Here is an 18,726-nt window from a genome sequence, read left to right on the forward strand (position 1 = left end):
AAGGAGTCGATCCAGATGAGCCAAGCGGCCCTGCGCGCCCGGTATCTCGGGGACTCGGTCACCACGGCCTCCCCGCAGCAGCTGCTGGTGATGCTGTACGACCGGCTGGCCCTCGACCTGGAGCGCGCCCAGATCGCCATCGCCGACGGCGACCGGACGGAGGCCGTCGAGCAGATCGAGCACGCGCAGGCCATCGTCTTCGAGCTGCTCGCCAGCCTGCGGATCGAGATCTGGGAGGGCGGGCCGCGGCTGGCCGCCCTCTACGACTGGCTGATCCGCGAGCTGAGCCAGTCGGCCATCAAGCTGGACACCAACCGGATCGGCTCCTGCCGTCAGATCGTGGAACCCCTGCGTGACGCGTGGCGGCAGGCTGCGGCGTCCCTGGCCGGCGCCCCGTCATGACCGGCGTGAGCGCGGTCGGCGGCTCGGCCACCGCGGGGTTCGGGTCCAGCCCCTACTCCGCGGCCGCCGAGGCGCGCGGCCTCGCCGCCGGTGGCCGGGAACGTCGCCGGGCACCCGAGGACTGGCGCCAGGCCCTCGACGAGCTCGAGGGTGACGTGCTGGACGCCCAGGATCTCCTCGCCCGAGGCCGCGCCGAGGAGATCGCCACCTGGGGCCGCCGCTCGGAGGACTGGGTCCAGCCCCACGACCTGGGTCCGCTCCCCGAGGACCTGCGCGAGCGGGCCGCCCGCCTGCTCCAGCACCAGCTCGCCGTCGCCGAGGAGCTGGCCGAGCGCATCACCCAGTCGCAGAAGCAGCGCGACGTCGCCGCCCGCATGTCCTACGCCCCCACCCGGCCCGTCGCCTCGTACATCGACCGCGGCCTCTAGCGAACTCCCCGGGCCCAGCACGCACCTCTCCCCCGCCCAGCCCGCCCCAGCTCAGCCCAGCCCCGCCACCGGTACCGCCGGCGGCGGGGCTTCGTTTTCTGCCGGATCTGCCCACCGGCGGCCGTGGAGGCGACGGAAGGTGCCAACTCCCCCGCCCCCGTCGGCGCAGGACACGGCGAGATCACCGCAGGTCACATCCGTCACCGCACCCACTCGCGCGCTCAGCCGTCGCTCGCGGACCACGTCGACGGTCAGCCGGTGCGCCGGCGCTGCCGATGAGGCAGTGGCACGGAGAGCAAGCCCTTTCGCCACGGATCGGCGGACCACGCACTCGTTCGCGAGTGCTCCTTCCGCCTACCCCGGAGGTCGATCGTGTCCCGCTCCCCCGCTCTCCCCGATCGATGATCGGCGAGATCACCCCCGCCGCGCTGCACGCCAGTCTGTCCGGGCTGGCCCAGCGGCAGCGGGTCACCGCCGACAACGTCGCCAACATCAACACCCCGGGCTTCCTCGCCGGCCGCGTCGACTTCGAGGGCTCGCTCCGTGGCGCCCTGCGCAACGGCGAGACCCCGCGGATCGACGGTGGCACCGTCTCGCGCTCGCTGGAGCCGACCAACACGAACGGCAACAACGTGAACCTCGATGCGGAGACCCTCATCGCCACCGAGACAGGCCTGCGGTACCAGCTGGCCCTCAACGCGCTGGACGGCAAGTACAACTCCATCCGCACGGCCCTCAGGACGTCCTGACATGAGCATCTTCGGCACCCTGGGCATCTCCGGCTCCGGCCTGATGACCCACCGCAAGTGGCTGGACGCCGTCTCGGACAACATCGCCAACGTCAACACCGTCCGGCGCACCGACGAGGACGCGTTCCAGCAGCGGATGGTCGTCGCCCAGGCGGTCGACTACGGCACGGGCGAGGGCGGCGTCCGCGTCGCCCGCGCGGAGTTCGGCGACCCCGAGGGCCGCCTGGTCTACGAGCCCACCCACCCGCTGGCCGACGACGAGGGCTACGTGAAGTACCCCGACATCGACCTCGGCGACCAGATGTCCCAGATGATCATGGCGCAGCGCGGCTACCAGGCGAACCTCGCCGTGGTGGAGCGGGCGACCGCGGCCTACCAGGCCGCCCTGCAGCTCGGGAAGGGCTGATCATGACGTTCCCCATCGGGGCCATCCCCGGCATCGGTGCCGCCCTCGGCGCCGGCGGTGTCGCCGGCATCGACCCCGCGGCCGCCGTGAACGCCCCCGGCGCCGCCGGCGGCGACGCGTTCTCCTCGATCCTCGCGTCGTCGTTCGACCAGCTGTCGGCCACCCAGGTGAAGGCGGACGGGCTGGCCGCCCAGGCCGCCACCGGCGAGCTGAAGGACGTGCACGACTACATGATTGCCAGGAACGAGGCGTCCCTGGCGACCGAGATGGTCGTGTCCGTGAAGAACGCAGCAGTTAGCGCCTTCAACGAGATCATGAGGATGCCCATCTGATGGACAAGGCACTCGCCGGGACGCTGGAGCGTGCCCGCTCCACGTTCGCCACGGTCAGCCTCGGGCAGAAGGTCGTCATCGGCCTGCTGCTCGCCGGGCTGCTCCTCGGCGGGTTCTTCTTCTTCAAGTGGATCACCGCGCCGACCCAGGCACCGCTGTTCTCGAACCTGGCCGCCAACGACGCCGCGGCGATCGTCGAGGAGCTCAACGCCGCGGGCGTCTCCTACCAGCTCGCGGACGGCGGCCAGACGATCATGGTGGCCAAGGACGCGGTCTACGACCTGCGCCTGCAGATGAGCGGCCAGGGCCTGCCCGCCGGCCAGGACACCGGCTACGCGCTGCTGGACGAGCAGGGCATCACCACCAGCGAGTTCCAGCAGCAGACGACCTACCGTCGCGCCCTGGAGGGTGAACTCTCCAAGACCCTCGAGGCACTGGACGGCGTCAATGACGCCATCGTCCACGTCGCGCTGCCGAAGGACGAGGTCTTCGTGACCGACCAGGCCGAGCCCACGGCGTCCGTGATGCTGGACCTGGCCGCCGGCACCCAGCTCTCGGGCGAGCAGATCTCGGCGGTGACGAACCTCGTCTCCTCCAGCGTCGAGAACATGTCGCCCGAGCAGGTGACCGTCACCGACACCGCGGGTCAGGTGCTCTCCTCCCCGGGAGCCGGCATCGCCGCAGGCGCCGGGGACGCCCGCTCGCAGGTGGAGATGGAGTACCAGAACCGGCTGGCGGCCAACGCCCAGCAGATCCTCGACCGGGTGCTCGGGCCCAACAAGGCGGTCGTCTCCGTCCGCGCCGACGTCGACCTCGACCAGCGGGCCACCACCTCGGAGACCTACGTCTACGACGAGGACACCCCGCCGCTGTCCGAGTCCAGGATCATCGAGGAGTACGAGGGCGGCGGCGGCGCGATCGTCGGCGGCGTCCTGGGCCCGGAGAACATGCCCGACGCGGGGGAGAACGCCGGGGACGGCGAGTCGACGTACGGCAAGGAGTCGACGACCACCAACAACTCGGTCGGCAAGGTCACCGAGACCGTGCAGGGCACGCCCGGTGTGCTGAACCGGCTGACCGTCTCCGTGGTCATGGACGCCGAGGTCGCCGGCAACCTCCCCCAGGCCCAGATCCAGGCGCTGGTCGGCAACGCCGTCGGGCTGGACCAGGCCCGCGGGGACGCGATCACCGTGGCCGCCATGCCGTTCGACAACGCGGCCGCGGACGCCGCCGCCGCCGAGATGGAGGCCGCCCGCGAGGCCGAGGCCAGCGCGGCGATGTGGTCGATGATCCGCACCGGCGGCATCGCGGCCGGCATCGCGCTGGTCGTGCTGATCGTCTGGCTGCGCTCCCGCAAGCGCGGCGACGTCGAGGAGGACTACGAGCCCCTCGAGCTCACCGACGACATGCTCGCCGAGCTCGACCGCATCCGGATCGCCAGCACGCGCGAGGAGCCGGCCGTCGACAACCGGGCGGCCGAGCTCGAGGCCGCCGAGCGGCAGAAGGTGCGGACCGAGATCTCCACCATGGTCAGTGAACGCCCCGACGAGGTCGCAGCCATGCTGCGCGGCTGGCTGACGGAGAACAAGTCATGACCCTCGCAGGGATGGACCAGCTGCTGGACGCGGGTGGGGCGAACCTGCCCGCCGTCCCGCCCGCTCCCCCGCGACCCGAGCTGCCCGGCCTGCGCAAGGCCGCGGTCTTCCTGGCCCAGATGAGCAAGGAGGAGGCCGGCGTCCTGCTCTCGAAGCTGCGTCCTCGCGAGGTGGAGTCGCTCACCCGGGAGCTGATGCGACTGGGGTCGGTCGAGGCCGAGGACGTCGACGACGTCCTGACCGAGTTCCACGGCCTGATGACCGCGCAGCACTTCATCGGCCGCGGCGGCGTCGACTTCGCCCGCGAGGTCCTCGCCGCGGGCCTCGGCGAGGACAAGGCCGAGGGCATCCTGTCCCGGCTCAACGTCGTCTACACCGAGGTGCCGTTCGCCTCCCTGCGGAACGCCGACGTGCGGCAGCTCGTGACCTTCCTCAAGGACGAGCACGCGCAGATCATCGCGCTCGTGCTGGCCCACCTGCCGGCGGGGCAGTCCGCCGAGGTGCTGTCCGGCTTCGCTCCCGAGCAGCAGGCCGAGGTCGCCCACCGCATCGCCACGATGGACCGCACCTCCCCGGAGATGGTGCGCCTGGTCGAGGAGGAGCTGGGCCGCCGGATGGGCTCGATCCTGGCCCACCAGGACATGTCCACCGCCGGCGGCGTCGAGGCCCTCGTCGAGATCATCAACCGCTCCCCGCGGCCCACCGAGCGCTCCATCCTCGAGTGGCTGGACAGCACCGACCCCGAACTGGCCGACCAGGTCCGCTCGCAGATGTTCGTCTTCGAGGACATCGTCACCATCGACGACCGGTCCCTGCAGCTGGTGCTGCGCGAGGTCGAGGCCAACGACCTGGCCACCGCGCTCAAGGGCGTGCGTCCCGACGTCCAGGACAAGATCAAGCGCAACCTCTCCGAGCGCGCGGCCGAGAACCTCACCGAGGAGATCGAGATGCTCGGCCCGGTGCGCACCCGCACCGTCGAGGAGGCCCAGGCCAAGGTCGTCGGCGTCATCCGCACGCTCGAGGAGCAGGGCGTGCTGACCATCTCGCGCGGCGGGGACGATGAGTTCGTTGCCTGACGTCCGCAGGAGCAACGCGACGCCGACGGCACCGCCGGACTCGATGGCCGTCGTGCTGCGCGGCGCGGATGCCGGTGCGCTGCCGGCCCCCCGGGCGCCGCGCGAGGGCGCCGTGCTGCGCGGTGGCGCGGCGAGCACCGCCCGCCCGTACCGGCAGCTCGGCGACACCCCGGCCCCGCCGGCCGTGCCGCCCCAGGCCTCCCCCGTCGAGCGGCGCACGACGGTCCGCCGTGCGGAGGACCAGCCCGTGGCCGGCGGGCGGCCGACGTTCCGGCTCGGCGAGGTCTACGCCGAGGAGCTCGACCGGCTGCGCCGCCAGGCGCACGCCGAGGGCTTCGCCGCCGGTCACGCCGAGGGCATGACCGCGGCCGCGGGAGTCGTGGCCGAGACCGAGCGCGCCGCGGCCGAGCGCCTGGCCGAGACGCAGCAGCGCTGGGAGCGCCGGATCGCCTCCGCCGCGGCCTCCCTCGGTGCCGCGGCCGCCCGCCTGGAGGAGGCCGCCCTGCCGACGGCCGACGAGATCCGGGAGACCGTGCTGGGTTCCGTGCTCACCCTGGTGGAGGACCTGCTGGGCCGGGAGCTGGCCCTCGCCGACTCCCCCGTCCTGGATGCGCTGCGCCGCGCGCTGACCCTGTGCCCGGCCGACGCGCCCGCGCTCGTCCGGGTGCACCCCGACGACCTGGCGGAGATCCCGGCCGACGCGCTCGCCGGGCTGCCCGACTCGGTGCGCGTGGTCGGCGACGCGACGGTCGAGCGAGCCGGTGCGATCGCCGAGACGGGCTCCCGGCGCATCGACGCCCAGCTCGTCACCGCGCTCGAGCGGGTGCAGGCGGTGTTGTCCTCGTGACCGCTCCCGCATCCGCCATCCCCGCCGCCCTCTTCACCCGCGCCCGCGCCGCCGCCGCCCCCCAGGTCACCGGCGTCGTCACCGGCGCGATGGGGCTGACGCTCACCGTCGAGGGCATCACCGCCGCGGTCGGCGACCTGATCGAGATCAACCCGGGCGACCGCCCGCTGCTGGCCGAGGTCGTGGCCGTGGGCCGCGACCGGCTCACCTGCATGCCCCTGGGCACGCTGTCCGGGGTGCACTCGGGCGCACCCGTGCGCGCCACCGGCAGGCCCCTCCAGGTGCCCGTCGGCGAGGCGCTGCTCGGCCGCGTCCTCGACGGCCTGGGCCGGCCCGTCGACGGGGGGCCGCCGCTGGCCTCGCACGTCTCCTGGGTGGACCTGGCCAGCGAGACGCCGCACGCGCTCGCCCGCACCCGGGTCGAGGAGCCGCTCGCCTTCGGGGTGCGGGCGCTCGACACGCTCGTCCCCTGCGGCAAGGGCCAGCGCCTGGGCATCTTCGCGGGCTCCGGGGTGGGCAAGTCCAGCCTGCTCGCCCAGATCACCCGCGGAACCGACGCCGACGTCCGCGTCATCGGCCTGATCGGCGAGCGCGGGCGCGAGGTCCGCGAGTTCCTCGAGGAGAACCTCGGCCCGGAGGGCATGGCGCGGACCGTCGTCGTCGTCGCCACCTCCGACGAGCCGCCACTGGTCCGGCTGAAGGCCGCCTTCGTGGCCACCCGGATCGCCGAGGCCTTCCGCGACCAGGGCCGCGACGTGCTCCTGCTCATGGACTCGATCACCCGCACCGCCATGGCCCAGCGCGAGGTGGGGCTGTCCGCCGGCGAGCCGCCCGCCACCCGCGGGTACCCGCCGAGCGTCTTCGCGATGTTGCCGCAGCTGCTGGAGAAGGCCGGTACCGGCGCGGTCGGCTCGATCACCGGCCTCTACACGGTCCTGGTCGAGGGCGACGACCACAACGAGCCGATCGCCGACACCGCACGCTCCATCCTGGACGGGCACGTCGTGCTCACCCGCGCGCTCGCCACCGTCGGGCACTTCCCGGCCATCGACGTGCTGGAGTCGATCTCCCGCGTCGCGACCGCCGTGGTGCCGCCGGCCCTGATGACCGACGCACGGGAGATCCGCCGGCTGATGGGCGCGCTGCGCGACGTCAAGGAGCTCGTCGAGATCGGCGCCTACCAGCCGGGCAGCGACCCGCTGGTCGACCGGGCCCGGAGCCTCGCTCCGCAGATCGAGGCGTTCCTGCAGCAGCCCATGGGCGAGTCCACGCCGACGGCGGAGGCCTGGGCCTGGCTGCAGCGGATCATCCGCTCGTGACCATCCATGCGCGGGGTCGCGAGTGGATCGGGACCAGGGCTGCCGAGTCGCGGAGGAGCAGCTCGTGAAGCGGGCCGGATTCCGGCTGCAGCCGGTCCTCGAGCTGCGCCGCACCCAGGAGCACGCCGCCGCCGCGGCCTCGGCCACCGCGGCCCGGGCCGCCGCCGACGCCGCACGGCGCGCCACCGAGTACGAGACGGCGCTCGCCACGGCAGAGCTGCCGCGCTCCCTCCCCTCGGGCGACTTCCTCGCCGCGATGACGCTGCTGCGCATCGCCGCGACCGACGCCTCCGACGCCCGGGCCGCCGCGACCGCCTCCGCCGAGCAGGCCGAGGCGGTGCGCGCGCAGTGGACCGCGGCAGCGCAGCGCACCAAGGCCATGGAGCGCCTCCGCGAGCGGCACCTCGAGGCCCAGCGCTCCGCCGAGGCGGCCGCCGAGGAGCGCGCCGTCGACGACCTGGTGACCGGCCGCGCCGGCCGGGGAACCGCCGAGGAGGAGGTCCCGTGGACGGCCTGACCGCGGTACAGACGAGGATCAGCGAGATCCAGACCCGGTTCACCCCGCAGATCCAGTCGACGTCGAGGGGCTGGGCGTCGGCCGCCGCGGCCGCCGGTCTCACCGGCACCGCGGCCACCGCCGGCTCCGCCCCGGCCGTGGCCGGCACCGCGTCGGAGACGGCGGTCGTCGCCGAGGCCACGAAGTACCTCGGGGTGCCCTACCTGTGGGGCGGCACCGACCCGGCGAAGGGGCTGGACTGCTCCGGCCTGGTCCAGGTCGTCTTCGGCAACCTCGGCATCGACCTGCCCCGCACCTCGTCGCAGCAGGCCACCAGCGGCACCGCGGTGGCCTCGCTCGCCGATGCCCGCCCCGGCGACCTCGTCTTCTTCGACAACTCGTCGTCGCGGGCCGGCATCGACCACGTCGGCATCTACGTCGGCGACGGCAAGATGATCGCCGCCCCGCAGGCCGGCGAGGTGGTGAAGGTGCAGGACGTCGGCTCACCGACCGCCATCCGCCGCGTCCTCCCGGCCGCCGCGCCGGTCGCCGCCTCGTCGTCGTCCGGCGCGGGCGGCATCGGCGGCGTGCCGTACGCCAACCTGTTCACCGCTGCGGCGGGCCGGCACGGCGTGGACGCCGCGCTGCTGGCGGCCGTCGCGTCGAAGGAGTCGAACTTCGACCCGAGTGCGGTCTCCCCTGCCGGCGCCCAGGGGCTCATGCAGTTCATGCCCGCGACCGCCGCCGGTCTCGGTGTGACGCCGCTCGACCCGGCCTCGGCCGTCGACGGCGCCGCCCGCTACCTGAAGGACCTCACCGCCCGGTTCGGCTCCACGGAGCTGGCCCTGGCCGCCTACAACGCCGGGCCGGGGACGGTGAGCCGTCACGGCGGCATCCCGCCCTACCCCGAGACCCAGAACTACGTCCGCGACGTCCTGAGCAAGGCGGAGAGCTACCGATGACCGCACCTGTGATGCCCTCGGCTCCCGCCGCGCGCCCGCCGTCGACCGGCGGCACGTCGGACGCCGGCGGCGCCGAGAGCGCCGCCCCGTTCGCCTCCGCCCTGGACGGCGCCCTGTCCGAGGGCCGCGGCCCCGTCGACGACGGGGCGACCGGCGACGGCGAGCCGCAGGACGCCGAGCACCCGGCCGGGGCCGTCGTCATCCCCGAGGGGACCGCAGTCACCGGGGCACCCGCCCTGGGCGTCGCCACGACGTTCTGGGCGCTCGCCCTCGGGGCACCGCAGGTCACCGCCGCGACGGCGCAGGCCGAGGCAGCGCTCACCGGCACCGCGGTGCCCGGCGTCCCCGGGACCGCGGGAGCCGGCACGGTCCCTGCGGCTCCCGCCGGGGCGACGTCCGCGGTGCCCGCTCCCGGCACGGTCGCGGCCGCGGCGACGGGCCCGGCCGTTTCCACGACCGTCCCCACCGGCGGCGTCCCACCCGTGCCCGGTGCCGCACCCGCTGCCGAGGTGACCGCCGAGCCCGGCCCGGTGACCGGCACAGCGGTCGCGGCCGGCCCGGCCCCGACCGGATCGGTGCCCGCGACGGCCGGCGCCGCGACCGCCGGTGCGCTCCCCCTCGTCGCCGAGGCGGCCGCCGCGGCTGCCGGTGTGGCCACGGCGACCGCTACCTCGGCTCCGGTTGGCGGCACGGCTCCCGGCGACTCCCCGGTCGCCACGGGGACCGCGCTGCCCGGCATCGGGAGCGCGTCGTCGGCCGGCGCCGGGGCCGCCGGGACCGGCCAGGATGCCGACGGCTCGGCGCCGGGCGACGGGTCGGCCGAGCCGACCGCCTTCAGCATCTCCGGCTCGGCGCCCTCGGCCGCGGCAGCGGCGACCGCGGACGCCGACGGCGCGACCGGCGCCGCGGCGAACCTGCCCGTGGCCGGGCAGGTCGCCCGCCAGGTCGCCGTCCTGCGCGGTGCCCCGGACGGCTCGCACACGATGACCCTGGTCCTCACCCCCGAGACGCTCGGACCGGTGGAGGTCTCCGTCACCGTCACCAAGGGCACGGTCGACCTGGTCCTGCGCGGGGCGCACGAGCACGGGCGCGCCGCGCTCCTCGACGCCCTGCCCGACCTGCGCCGCGACCTCGAGTCCGTGGGCCTGGTGACCGCCAAGCTCGAGGTGTCCAAGGACAGCGGCGGGTCCTGGCTCGACCGGCACACCGCCGGCCAGCAGGGCCACCAGGGCTCCGGTGAGCGGCCCGGACAGCAGGGCCCGTCCGACGGACGGTCACGACCATGGCTGCGCCCTGCCGATAGCGGAGAGACCAGGACCGTCCCGACCGCCGGAACCGCGTCGTCGGGCGTCGACGTCCGCGTCTGAACAGGAGACCCACCCATGACAGACCCGGTCAGCGGCGCCGCCGGCGCCACGTCCACCTACGCGACCCCGCAGGTCGACCGCCCCGACCAGATGGGCAAGGACACGTTCCTCAAGCTCCTGGTCGCGCAGATGCGCTACCAGGATCCGTCCAACCCCGTGGACAGCACCCAGATGATCGCGCAGACCGCGACCTTCACCCAGGTGGAGAAGCTCGAGCAGCTGGCCACGATGGGCGCCACCGCCCTGGTGCTCCAGGAGCACGCGGCCGCGGGCGCGATGGTCGGGCGCCGGGTCACCTACACCGACACCAACGGCGCCCCGGTCACCGGCCTGGTCTCCTCCGTCCGCCTCGCCTCCGGCAACTCCGAGGCCGTCGCCGTCGTCGACGGCAAGGACGTGCAGGTCGGCCGGATCACCGCCCTCTCCACCCCCACGCCGAGCTCAGGGACGAGCTCCTCCGCGGCGTCCTGATCCACGTCCCGTCCCGACACCCGAGGAGATCCTCCGCATGCTCCGCTCCATGTTCTCCGCCATCTCCGGCCTCAAGGCCCACCAGGCGAAGATGGACGTCACCGGTAACAACATCGCCAACGTCAACACCGTCGGCTTCAAGAGCAGCAGCACCGTCTTCCAGGACACGCTCTCGCAGGTCGTCCGGGCCGGTGGCGCTCCCGCCGCCGACCGCGGCGGCACGAACCCGGCCCAGATCGGCCTGGGCGTGAAGCTCGCGGCGATCACGACGAACTGGACCAACGGCGCCGCCCAGTCCACCGGCCGCTCGACCGACTTCATGATCGAGGGCGATGGCTTCTTCGTGACCCGGGGTCCCGGCGGCGAGCAGCTCTACACCCGGGCCGGCTCGTTCGACTTCGACGCCACCGGCCGGCTGGTGACCCCGGACGGCAGCATCCTGCAGGGCTGGGTCGCGAACGCCAACGGCGCCATCAACCCGAACGGGCCGATCGAGGACCTGACCGTGCCCTACGGCGCCACGGTGCCGCCGCGGCCCACCGGGGCGTCGGCCCTCGGCGGCAACCTGAACTCCGACGCCGCGGTCGGCGCGTTCGTGCAGACACCGGTCCGCATGTACGACCAGATGGGCGTGGCGCAGCAGGTCACGTACACGTTCACCAAGCTGGACGAGAACGAGTGGCAGCTGACGGTCAACAACGGTGACGACGACGGCGACCCGGCCACGCCGCCCCCGGCGCTCGCGCTCACCAACGCCGACGGCACCGCGTTCGACGGCGTCGTGCGGTTCAACCCCGTGAACGGGGCGATGACGGCTCCGGCCGGCCAGATCCGGTTCGCACCCGGCGCCGTGGCGTGGCCCGGCCCGGTGGGGATCGACCTGGCGGAGCTGACCCAGTTCGGTGGCAAGAGCGAGGTCGTGCCGACCGACGTCGACGGCTACGCCCAGGGCTCCCTGCAGGGCTTCGAGCTCTCGAACGACGGCACCATCACCGGCACCTACTCCAACGGGCTGCGGCAGAACCTGGGCCAGCTGTCCATGGCGTCGTTCAACAACCCGAGTGGCCTGGAGAAGGCGGGCAACTCCTCTTTCCGCGTGGCGCAGAACTCCGGCGAGGCGATGATCGGCGTCGCCGGCGCCGGCGGCCGCGGCATCCTCTCCTCGGGTGCGCTGGAGATGTCCAACGTCGACCTCTCCGAGGAGTTCACCAGCCTGATCGTCGCCCAGCGCGGCTTCCAGGCCAACAGCCGCGTGATCACCGCGTCCGACGAGCTCCTCCAGGACCTGGTCAACCTCAAGCGCTGATTCCGGACGCTCCTCCGGCGAGGTCGCCGGTCCCGCCCGCTCCCGATCGCTGGAGCGCGCGAGACCGGCGACCTCGCTCCTCCGGGTGAGCTGCCCACGGTCCGCTCGGCTCAAGAGCCGGCCGCGCGGAGCCGATGGGAACAGTGACGATTCCCGCCCCTCCCGACTTCACCCCCACCGAGCAAGAGGACCGTCCCGTGATCCGTGTGACCCGCCTGAACGGGGAGCAGTTCGCGCTCAACCCCGACCTCATCGAGCGGGTCGAGGCTCACCCCGACACCGTCGTGTTCCTGGTGGACGGCACCCGCTACGTGGTGAAGGAGACCGTCGACGACGTGCTCCGGGAGATCCTCGAGTACCGCGCCGGGATCCTCGCCACCTCCTACGAGATGGACCGGGGCGAGTACCGGCCCGACACCCCCGAACCCCTCGCCGGCGTCTCCTCCGTCGTCCCCTTCCCCGGACCCGAGGAGCGCTGACCCATGGATCCGGCCACCCTGATCGGCTTCGTCCTCTCCCTGGTCGCACTCCTGGTCTTCATGATCATGGAGGGCGCGGACCCGATGTCGCTGCTCTTCCTGCCGGCGATCATCCTCGTGATCGTGGCCACCTTCGGTGCGGCCATGTCCAGCCAGACGATGGACGACCTCAAGAAGATGCCCGGCTGGTTCAAGATGGCGGTGCTCCCCGCCAAGGTGCCGCCGCCGACCCAGCAGATCCAGACCCTGGTGAGCCTCGCGGAGAAGGCCCGCAAGGAGGGCCTGCTCGCGCTCGAGGCGCAGGTCAAGGCCATCGAGGACCCCTTCCTCAAGCGCGGCCTGCAGATGGGCATCGACGGCACCGACCCCGAAGAGCTGCGCACCGTCCTGGAGAGCGAGATCTCGGCCAAGAAGGCCGAGGACAAGGTCGCCGCGAAGTTCATGAACACGATGGGCGGCTACGCGCCCACCATCGGCATCGTCGGCTGCATCGTCGGCCTGATGAACGTCATGGGGAACCTCAGCGATCCCGAGGCGCTCGGCCCGATGATCGCCGCCGCCTTCGTCGCCACCCTCTGGGGCGTCATGGCCGCCAACTTCTGGTTCCTGCCGATGGGCGCCAAGATCATGCGCGTCAGCGAGCTGCAGGCCGCCCAGATGGAGCTGCTCGTCGAGGGGATCGCCGAGATCCAGGCCGGCACCAGCCCGCGCGCGGTCCGCCAGAAGCTCAACGCCCTGATCCCGCCGAGCGAGCTCGCCAAGGAAGCAGCGTGAGCGAGTTCGCGCGCTCCGCCAGCCGGGGAGCGCGTCCGCGAAGCGGACCGACGAGCGCCGGCGAGGAGGACCGGTGAGTGCCGGCCACGGCGGCAGCCGCAGGGCGAAGAAGCACGAGGAGGAGGAGCACGAGAACCACGAGCGGTGGATGGTGTCCTACGCGGACATGATGACGCTGCTGTTCGTGCTCTTCGTGGTGCTCTTCGCCATGAGCCAGGTGGACAAGGACAAGTTCGCCGCGCTGGCCAAGGGCCTCGCCGCGAGCTTCGGCGGCCCGATCACCGTCACGCCCGGCCCCACTCCGGAGGGGTCGGTCCTCGACGGGCTGTCCGGCGCCGTCGACATCGCCTCGGCCATCCCGCCGGATCCCACCGTCTCCGAGGCCGAGGTCGACGCCGCCGCGGCGGCCGCGGCCGCCGAGCGCGCCCAGCGGGTCGCGAACGAGGCCGAGAGCGCCTACGACGAGCTGGCCGCTGCCCGCGACCGGCTCGCGGCGGCGCTGGCGGAGGCCGGGTACCCCGACGCCGCGCGCTTCGAGATCGACGAGCGCGGCCTGGTGGTGCACATCGTCGCCGACGCGGTCCTCTTCGACGCCGAGGAGGCCGTCCTCCGGCCGGAGGGCACCGCGATCCTGACCGCCGTCGCGCCCACCCTCACCGAGCTGCCCAACGTGCTGCGGATCGAGGGGCACGCCAACCACCTGCCGGTCACCCGCGGCGGCCGGTGGCCCTCGAACTGGGAGCTGTCGGGCTGGCGGGCGAGCACCGTGCTCCGGTACCTGGTCGGTGACGGCGTCCCGGAGAACCGCCTGTCGGCGGCCGGCTACTCGTCCACCAAGCCGCTGGTGCCGATCTCCGACCCCAGCGCGCTCAGCGCCAACCGGCGCGTCGACGTCGTCGTCCTCTCCACCGCCTCGGCCGAGGCCAACGCACTGCTGCCCGGCATCGACGCCGGCCGGGCAGGGACCGCGCCGGCCGGCGCCGCCACCGGGGACACCGCACACGAGGAGGGCCACTCATGAGCAAGGACAAGCAGACCGAGACCGACGAGGAAGCCCCGAAGGGGAAGAAGAAGCTCTTCCTCATCCTGGGCGTGGCCGTGCTGGCCATCGCCGGCGCGGCGTACTTCTTCGTCTTCTCGGGCGGGAGCGCCGAGGCGGCAGCGCCGGAGCACGGCGGGTACACAGCGCTGGAGCCCATCGCGGTCAACCTGGCCGGCGGCGGCTACCTGAAGATCGGCATCACCCTCGACTACACCGCGGCTGCCGCGGGCGGGGGCCACGGCGGTGGCGGCGTCGACGGCGCCAAGGCCTACGACGCGATCATCTCGACGTTCTCGCAGGCCAATCCCGCCGACGTGACCGGCGCCCGGGACGCGCTGAAGGAAGCCCTGGAGCAGAAGATCATCGCGGCCTACACCGAGCACGACGTGCCGATGGTCATGGGCATCTACTACACCGAGTACGTCACGCAGTAACCCCGCGGAACCGCCAGGGCAGAAGTGGACATGCCCGCCCTGGCGGTTCCGGCTGGTCGACGCCCGGAGCGTCCGGGACGGCGACGGGCGCATCACGCCGGACACCTCCCGCACCACCGGTCACAGTTCTCCCGTCCCGCCGACGGCGGCCCCCGCCCCCGGTCAGGGTGACCCCACGCCCAGCCGATGAGTCAGTGCGTGACCACCCCCGAGACCGGCCCGGCCCCCCGCGGGGGCGGCTCCCAGGCCCCGGCGGCGGCACCGGCCGGCGGCTCCCGGAGCCGCCGCGGCGAGCCCCGCACCTACGACTTCCGCCGCCCCACGAAGCTCTCCCGCGAGCACGTCCGCGTCATGCAGATCGCGCAGGAGTCCTTCGCCCGCCAGGCGACGACGATCCTCACCACGTTCCTCCGGGCCGGTGCCCGCCTGGAACTGGTGAGCATCGAGCAGTTCTCCTACGACGACTACGTCCAGACGCTGCCCAACCCGGTGTTCATCACGACGTTCACGCTGGAGCCGCTGGCCGGCAAGGGCATGCTCGCCTACCCGCTGGACATCGCGATGGCGATCGTCGACCACCTGCTCGGCGGCTCCGGCGCGGCGGCCCAGCCCGCCCGGCCGATGACCGGCATGGAAACCACCATCACCACCCACCTGCTGGACCGGCTGCTCCGGGAGTTCGCGGCGTCGTTCGCGACGATCACCGAGCTCCAGCCGGCGATGACGGGATTCGAGTACAACCCCCAGCTGGCGCAGGCCGCCTCGGGCTCGGACACCGTCATGGTCGCCAGCTTCGCCATGGCCGTGGGCAGCCGCGAGGGCGAGGCGACGCTCGTCCTGCCGTTCTCCTCGTTCGCGCAGGCGCTGAACAACGCCGCCTCGCCGCAGCTGTCGGAGTCCGCGCTGCGCAAGCGCAAGAAGGCGGCCGAGGCACTGGCCGCCCGCCTCAACCTCGTCCCCGTGGACGTCAGCGTGCGGTTCGCGCCGCTCTCGGTGTCCTCGGCCGACCTGCTCTCCCTCGCCGTCGGAGACGTACTCCTGCTGCGCCATCCGCGTGACAGCCCGCTCGAGGTCACCACCAACGACGTGACGTTCGCCTACGCGATCGCCAGCAACCACCGCCGCCGTCTGGCCGCCTCGATCGTTCCCACCCCGCACGCCGCCGTGAAGGACACCGCATGAGCACCGACAGCTCCCAGGACTCCCAGACCGTCACCGCCGTGGTGGCGGCCGCGGCCCGCGCCGCGGCCGGCCTGGTGCCCGCGACGACGCAGCTCGTCGCCGGCGCACCGGTCAGCGACCCCGACACCGTCCCCCTGCCCCCCGGCGCCGCGTCGGCGGTCACCGCCGGCCTGTCGGGCGAGGTCAGCGGCGACGTCGTGCTGGTCGTCTCCGCCGACGTCGTCGAGGCGCTGAGCAACTCCCCCGTCGGGAAGATGGACGTCGCCGCCGCGCTGCGCCCCGCCCTGGAGGCCGCCGCGGCGACCCTCGGCCGGGTCCGGGTCGCCTCCGAGCGGGTCGAGGAGCCGGTCGCGGCCCTGGACGGGCTGCGCGACAAGGGCATGTTCGTGGCCGTGCCCCTCATGGCCGACGGGGAGCACCAGGCGACGTTCGCGCTCCAGGTGAACCTCCCCGCCGCCCGCGGTCAGGGCGGCAGCCTCGAGCTGCTCCGGCACGTGGCCATGGAGGTCACCGTCGAGATCGGCCGCACCCGCATGACCGTCCAGGAGCTGCTCTCGCTGCACCCCGGCGAGGTGGTCGAGCTCGACCGCGCCGCCAGCGCGCCGGCGGACCTGCTGGTCAACGGCACCCTCATCGCCCGTGGCGAGGTCGTCGTCGTCGACGAGGACTTCGGCCTGCGGATCAGCGAGATCGTCAGCGACGCCGCCGAGCTGGGTGCAACCGCATGACCTGGATGATCATCCGGCTGGTCCTGACCCTGGCGTTCGTCGGCGGGGTGCTGCTGTTCGCGGCGCGACTGGCCAAGAAGCGCGGCCTGGGCCAGAGCACCGGGCTGATCGAGGTCGTGGCCCGCCAGCGCATGGGCCGCACGAGCACGCTCAACGTCGTCCGCATCGCCGACGTCGTCCTGGTCGTCGGCGCGACCGAGGAGCACGTCACCCTCCTGGCCGAGGTGGACTCCGACAGCATCGACGCCGCGCTCCGCGAGCGGGCGCCGGTACGGCTGGCGACCGCTCCGGACTCCGCCGGCGACGACTCCCCCACCCTGGTCGCCCGGTCCCCCTCCACCGGTGTGCTGGCCGGCTCGGTCCTCGACCGCCAGGGCTGGGGCACCCTGGTCGACCAGATGCGCGAGCGGACGGTCCGCCGGTCATGACCGCCATGCTCCAGCGGCGGACGCCGGCGGCGGCGGCCCGGTGGCGCGCGTCGGCCGTCCTGCTGCTGATGCTGCTCTCCGGCGTGGCGGCGGTGCTGCTCGCCGGCCCGGCCGCCGCGGCGCCCACCAACCCGACGGCGCCCACGGCTCCCACCGAGCCGACCGTCCCGGGTGTGGGCGGGGCCGACGGCGGGGTCGACATCTCCATCGGCGGCGGCGACGCCAGCACCTCGATCACCCTGATCCTGGCGATCACCGTGCTCTCGGTGGCGCCCTCGGTGCTGCTCCTCGCGACCTCCTTCACCAAGATCATCGTCGTCCTGGGCATCACCCGGAACGCGCTGGGTCTGCCGACGTCGCCGCCGAACCAGGTGCTCACCGGACTGGCGCTGTTCCTCACGCTGTTCGTGATGGGTCCGGTCTTCGGCGACATCAACGAGATCGCGGTGCAGCCCTACATGGACGGCGCCCTCTCGGTGTCGCAGGCCTATGACGCCGGTGTCGTCCCGCTGCGCGACTTCCTGCTCGGCAACACCCGCGAGGACGAGCTCAAGCTGATGATCGGGCTGTCGGGCGAGGAGGCACCGGCCGACGCCGCCGCGGTCAGCATGACCACGCTGGTCCCGGCGTTCGTGCTCTCGGAGCTGAAGAGCGCCTTCATCATCGGGCTGGTCATCTTCATCCCGTTCCTGGTGCTCGACATGCTCGTCAGCGCCTCGCTCATGTCGATGGGCATGATGATGGTGCCCCCGACCATCGTGTCCCTGCCGTTCAAGCTGCTGCTGTTCGTCGTGGTCGACGGCTGGGCGCTGATCACCACCGCGCTCGTCGGCTCGTACGGGGGTGGCTAGGCATGAGTGACGCCGACGTCACCGAGATCGCCACCGCCACGATGATGGTCGCGGCCAAGGTCGCCGCCCCGATCCTGCTCACGGCACTGCTGGTGGGCTTCGCGATCTCGCTGTTCCAGGCTGCCACCCAGATCCAGGAGCCGACGCTGTCGTTCGTGCCCAAGATGATCGCGGTCGCCATCGCGCTGCTGGTCACCGGGAACTGGGTCCTCGCCTCGCTGGTGGACTTCACCGAGCACCTGTTCGCCCAGCTGCCGCGACTGCTCGACCGGACCTGACCCATGGACCTGTCGGTCCCCGCCGTCACCCTGGTCGCGCTGCTGCTCGGCACCGCCCGGGCCGCCGGGTTCGTGATGCTGGCCCCGCCGTTCAACTCGAAGACCATCCCCGGGCCGGTCAAGGGTGCCCTCGCGATGGCGCTGTCCCTGCTGCTGTCGACGCAGATCGCGCCCTCGCTGCCCGAGCCGACGGCCGGCTTCATCATCGTCGCGGCGGTCACCGAGGCGGTGATCGGGGCCGCGCTGGGCTTCGTCGTCCAGGTGCTGTTCACCGCCGTCCAGATGGCCGGTGACCTCATCGACGTGACCGGTGGTTTCTCGCTGCAGCCGGCCTACGACCCGCTGGCCATGACGCAGAACGCCTCGATCGGCCGGCTGCACTACCTGCTCGCCGTCACGCTGCTGTTCACCAGCGGTGGCCACCTGCTCATGGTCAAGGGCTTCGCGACCTCCTACCAGGGGCTGCCCGTCGGGGGCGAGGTCCCCGTGGACCAGCTCGGGGCGGTGCTGATCCAGGCGGTGTCGATGATGTTCCTGGCCGCCCTGCAGATCGCCGGGCCGATGGTCGCGGTGCTGCTGCTGGCCGACGTCGCCCTGGCGCTGCTCAGCCGAGCGGCGCCGGCGCTCAACATCTTCTCCTTCGGGTTCCCGGTGAAGATCATGCTGACGCTGTTCATGCTCGGCCTCACCTTCCCGCTGTTGCCGTCGGCCCTGGACTCCCTGCTCGAGCACGGGGTCCAGGCCATGGGCTCCCTCCGGAGCGGCTGACCGTGG

Annotated in this window: 24 protein-coding genes; all 24 read left to right on the forward strand. The window is 73.0% G+C overall.

The features are described 5' to 3' along the window. Positions 1–15 precede the first annotated feature (15 nt). Positions 16–402 (forward strand): flagellar export chaperone FliS, encoded by a 387-nt coding sequence (gene fliS / locus ACI793_RS04245; RefSeq protein ID WP_456605113.1) that lies wholly within the window; start codon positions 16–18, stop codon positions 400–402. Further along, positions 399–830: a hypothetical protein gene (locus ACI793_RS04250; RefSeq protein ID WP_456605114.1), complete on the forward strand. Its 432-nt coding sequence runs from the start codon at positions 399–401 to the stop codon at positions 828–830. Before fliS ends, ACI793_RS04250 begins: the two co-directional genes overlap by 4 nt. Before the next feature lie 401 nt (positions 831–1,231). Then, on the forward strand, positions 1,232–1,579 hold the full coding sequence (flgB, locus tag ACI793_RS04255) for a flagellar basal body rod protein FlgB (RefSeq protein WP_456605115.1): 348 nt from the start codon (positions 1,232–1,234) through the stop codon (positions 1,577–1,579). A 1-nt stretch (position 1,580) separates the two neighbouring features. Further along, positions 1,581–1,985 (forward strand): flagellar basal body rod protein FlgC, encoded by a 405-nt coding sequence (flgC, locus tag ACI793_RS04260; RefSeq protein ID WP_456605116.1) that lies wholly within the window; start codon positions 1,581–1,583, stop codon positions 1,983–1,985. Between the two features lie 2 nt (positions 1,986–1,987). After that, complete coding sequence (fliE, locus tag ACI793_RS04265) at positions 1,988–2,317, forward strand: flagellar hook-basal body complex protein FliE (RefSeq protein ID WP_456605117.1); 330 nt, start codon at positions 1,988–1,990, stop codon at positions 2,315–2,317. Then, on the forward strand, positions 2,317–3,912 hold the full coding sequence (fliF, locus tag ACI793_RS04270) for a flagellar basal-body MS-ring/collar protein FliF (RefSeq protein ID WP_456605118.1): 1,596 nt from the start codon (positions 2,317–2,319) through the stop codon (positions 3,910–3,912). Before fliE ends, fliF begins: the two co-directional genes overlap by 1 nt. Continuing rightward, positions 3,909–4,988: a flagellar motor switch protein FliG gene (fliG, locus tag ACI793_RS04275; RefSeq protein WP_456605119.1), complete on the forward strand. Its 1,080-nt coding sequence runs from the start codon at positions 3,909–3,911 to the stop codon at positions 4,986–4,988. Before fliF ends, fliG begins: the two co-directional genes overlap by 4 nt. Then, the gene (locus ACI793_RS04280; protein WP_456605120.1) at positions 4,981–5,835 is read left to right on the forward strand and encodes a FliH/SctL family protein; all 855 of its coding nucleotides are present in this window, start codon (positions 4,981–4,983) and stop codon (positions 5,833–5,835) included. The genes fliG and ACI793_RS04280 overlap by 8 nt, the downstream gene beginning before the upstream one ends. Next, on the forward strand, positions 5,832–7,154 hold the full coding sequence (locus ACI793_RS04285; protein WP_456605121.1) for a FliI/YscN family ATPase: 1,323 nt from the start codon (positions 5,832–5,834) through the stop codon (positions 7,152–7,154). The genes ACI793_RS04280 and ACI793_RS04285 overlap by 4 nt, the downstream gene beginning before the upstream one ends. 64 nt (positions 7,155–7,218) lie before the next feature. Further along, positions 7,219–7,671 carry a flagellar export protein FliJ gene (locus tag ACI793_RS04290; protein ID WP_456605122.1) on the forward strand — a complete coding sequence of 151 codons (453 nt, stop codon included), beginning with the start codon at positions 7,219–7,221 and terminating at the stop codon, positions 7,669–7,671. Next, positions 7,659–8,612 carry an NlpC/P60 family protein gene (locus ACI793_RS04295; protein WP_456605123.1) on the forward strand — a complete coding sequence of 318 codons (954 nt, stop codon included), beginning with the start codon at positions 7,659–7,661 and terminating at the stop codon, positions 8,610–8,612. Before ACI793_RS04290 ends, ACI793_RS04295 begins: the two co-directional genes overlap by 13 nt. Then, a complete protein-coding gene (locus tag ACI793_RS04300) occupies positions 8,609–9,979 on the forward strand; it encodes a flagellar hook-length control protein FliK (protein WP_456605124.1) in 1,371 nt (456 codons plus the stop codon). The genes ACI793_RS04295 and ACI793_RS04300 overlap by 4 nt, the downstream gene beginning before the upstream one ends. Positions 9,980–9,994: 15 nt before the next feature. Further along, positions 9,995–10,450 carry a flagellar hook capping FlgD N-terminal domain-containing protein gene (locus ACI793_RS04305; RefSeq protein ID WP_456605125.1) on the forward strand — a complete coding sequence of 152 codons (456 nt, stop codon included), beginning with the start codon at positions 9,995–9,997 and terminating at the stop codon, positions 10,448–10,450. Positions 10,451–10,487: 37 nt separating this feature from the next. Further along, the gene (locus tag ACI793_RS04310) at positions 10,488–11,756 is read left to right on the forward strand and encodes a flagellar hook protein FlgE (RefSeq protein WP_456605126.1); all 1,269 of its coding nucleotides are present in this window, start codon (positions 10,488–10,490) and stop codon (positions 11,754–11,756) included. Positions 11,757–11,953: 197 nt separating this feature from the next. Further along, positions 11,954–12,235 (forward strand): flagellar FlbD family protein, encoded by a 282-nt coding sequence (locus ACI793_RS04315; protein WP_456605127.1) that lies wholly within the window; start codon positions 11,954–11,956, stop codon positions 12,233–12,235. A 3-nt stretch (positions 12,236–12,238) separates the two neighbouring features. Next, on the forward strand, positions 12,239–13,009 hold the full coding sequence (locus ACI793_RS04320; protein WP_456605128.1) for a flagellar motor protein: 771 nt from the start codon (positions 12,239–12,241) through the stop codon (positions 13,007–13,009). A 73-nt stretch (positions 13,010–13,082) separates the two neighbouring features. Then, a complete protein-coding gene (locus ACI793_RS04325) occupies positions 13,083–14,030 on the forward strand; it encodes a flagellar motor protein MotB (RefSeq protein ID WP_456605129.1) in 948 nt (315 codons plus the stop codon). Next, the gene (locus tag ACI793_RS04330; RefSeq protein WP_456605130.1) at positions 14,027–14,485 is read left to right on the forward strand and encodes a flagellar basal body-associated FliL family protein; all 459 of its coding nucleotides are present in this window, start codon (positions 14,027–14,029) and stop codon (positions 14,483–14,485) included. The genes ACI793_RS04325 and ACI793_RS04330 overlap by 4 nt, the downstream gene beginning before the upstream one ends. Before the next feature lie 198 nt (positions 14,486–14,683). Then, positions 14,684–15,667: a flagellar motor switch protein FliM gene (locus tag ACI793_RS04335; protein ID WP_456605131.1), complete on the forward strand. Its 984-nt coding sequence runs from the start codon at positions 14,684–14,686 to the stop codon at positions 15,665–15,667. After that, complete coding sequence (gene fliN / locus ACI793_RS04340) at positions 15,664–16,395, forward strand: flagellar motor switch protein FliN (RefSeq protein ID WP_456605132.1); 732 nt, start codon at positions 15,664–15,666, stop codon at positions 16,393–16,395. The genes ACI793_RS04335 and fliN overlap by 4 nt, the downstream gene beginning before the upstream one ends. Further along, complete coding sequence (locus ACI793_RS04345) at positions 16,392–16,823, forward strand: FliO/MopB family protein (protein ID WP_456605133.1); 432 nt, start codon at positions 16,392–16,394, stop codon at positions 16,821–16,823. Before fliN ends, ACI793_RS04345 begins: the two co-directional genes overlap by 4 nt. Then, positions 16,820–17,674, forward strand: coding sequence for a flagellar type III secretion system pore protein FliP (fliP, locus tag ACI793_RS04350; protein WP_456605134.1), 855 nt, complete (start codon positions 16,820–16,822; stop codon positions 17,672–17,674). Before ACI793_RS04345 ends, fliP begins: the two co-directional genes overlap by 4 nt. A gap of 2 nt (positions 17,675–17,676) precedes the next feature. Further along, a complete protein-coding gene (gene fliQ / locus ACI793_RS04355) occupies positions 17,677–17,952 on the forward strand; it encodes a flagellar biosynthesis protein FliQ (protein ID WP_456605135.1) in 276 nt (91 codons plus the stop codon). A gap of 3 nt (positions 17,953–17,955) precedes the next feature. Beyond that, the gene (fliR, locus tag ACI793_RS04360) at positions 17,956–18,720 is read left to right on the forward strand and encodes a flagellar biosynthetic protein FliR (protein ID WP_456605136.1); all 765 of its coding nucleotides are present in this window, start codon (positions 17,956–17,958) and stop codon (positions 18,718–18,720) included. The last annotated feature ends 6 nt before the right edge of the window (positions 18,721–18,726 follow it).

This window comes from Blastococcus sp. SYSU DS0617, assembly GCF_054051075.1.

What these genes read in the sequence shown, in the direction of transcription:
- fliS (WP_456605113.1), top strand. Translation starts at nt 16, where the DNA reads ATGAGCCAAGCGGCCCTGCGCGCCCGGTATCTCGGGGACTCGGTCACC.
- ACI793_RS04330 (WP_456605130.1), top strand. Translation starts at nt 14,027, where the DNA reads ATGAGCAAGGACAAGCAGACCGAGACCGACGAGGAAGCCCCGAAGGGG.
- ACI793_RS04305 (WP_456605125.1), top strand. Translation starts at nt 9,995, where the DNA reads ATGACAGACCCGGTCAGCGGCGCCGCCGGCGCCACGTCCACCTACGCG.
- ACI793_RS04300 (WP_456605124.1), top strand. Translation starts at nt 8,609, where the DNA reads ATGACCGCACCTGTGATGCCCTCGGCTCCCGCCGCGCGCCCGCCGTCG.
- ACI793_RS04310 (WP_456605126.1), top strand. Translation starts at nt 10,488, where the DNA reads ATGCTCCGCTCCATGTTCTCCGCCATCTCCGGCCTCAAGGCCCACCAG.
- flgB (WP_456605115.1), top strand. Translation starts at nt 1,232, where the DNA reads ATGATCGGCGAGATCACCCCCGCCGCGCTGCACGCCAGTCTGTCCGGG.
- flgC (WP_456605116.1), top strand. Translation starts at nt 1,581, where the DNA reads ATGAGCATCTTCGGCACCCTGGGCATCTCCGGCTCCGGCCTGATGACC.
- ACI793_RS04320 (WP_456605128.1), top strand. Translation starts at nt 12,239, where the DNA reads ATGGATCCGGCCACCCTGATCGGCTTCGTCCTCTCCCTGGTCGCACTC.
- fliQ (WP_456605135.1), top strand. Translation starts at nt 17,677, where the DNA reads ATGAGTGACGCCGACGTCACCGAGATCGCCACCGCCACGATGATGGTC.
- fliF (WP_456605118.1), top strand. Translation starts at nt 2,317, where the DNA reads ATGGACAAGGCACTCGCCGGGACGCTGGAGCGTGCCCGCTCCACGTTC.
- fliG (WP_456605119.1), top strand. Translation starts at nt 3,909, where the DNA reads ATGACCCTCGCAGGGATGGACCAGCTGCTGGACGCGGGTGGGGCGAAC.
- fliP (WP_456605134.1), top strand. Translation starts at nt 16,820, where the DNA reads ATGACCGCCATGCTCCAGCGGCGGACGCCGGCGGCGGCGGCCCGGTGG.
- fliE (WP_456605117.1), top strand. Translation starts at nt 1,988, where the DNA reads ATGACGTTCCCCATCGGGGCCATCCCCGGCATCGGTGCCGCCCTCGGC.
- fliN (WP_456605132.1), top strand. Translation starts at nt 15,664, where the DNA reads ATGAGCACCGACAGCTCCCAGGACTCCCAGACCGTCACCGCCGTGGTG.
- fliR (WP_456605136.1), top strand. Translation starts at nt 17,956, where the DNA reads ATGGACCTGTCGGTCCCCGCCGTCACCCTGGTCGCGCTGCTGCTCGGC.
- ACI793_RS04345 (WP_456605133.1), top strand. Translation starts at nt 16,392, where the DNA reads ATGACCTGGATGATCATCCGGCTGGTCCTGACCCTGGCGTTCGTCGGC.
- ACI793_RS04250 (WP_456605114.1), top strand. Translation starts at nt 399, where the DNA reads ATGACCGGCGTGAGCGCGGTCGGCGGCTCGGCCACCGCGGGGTTCGGG.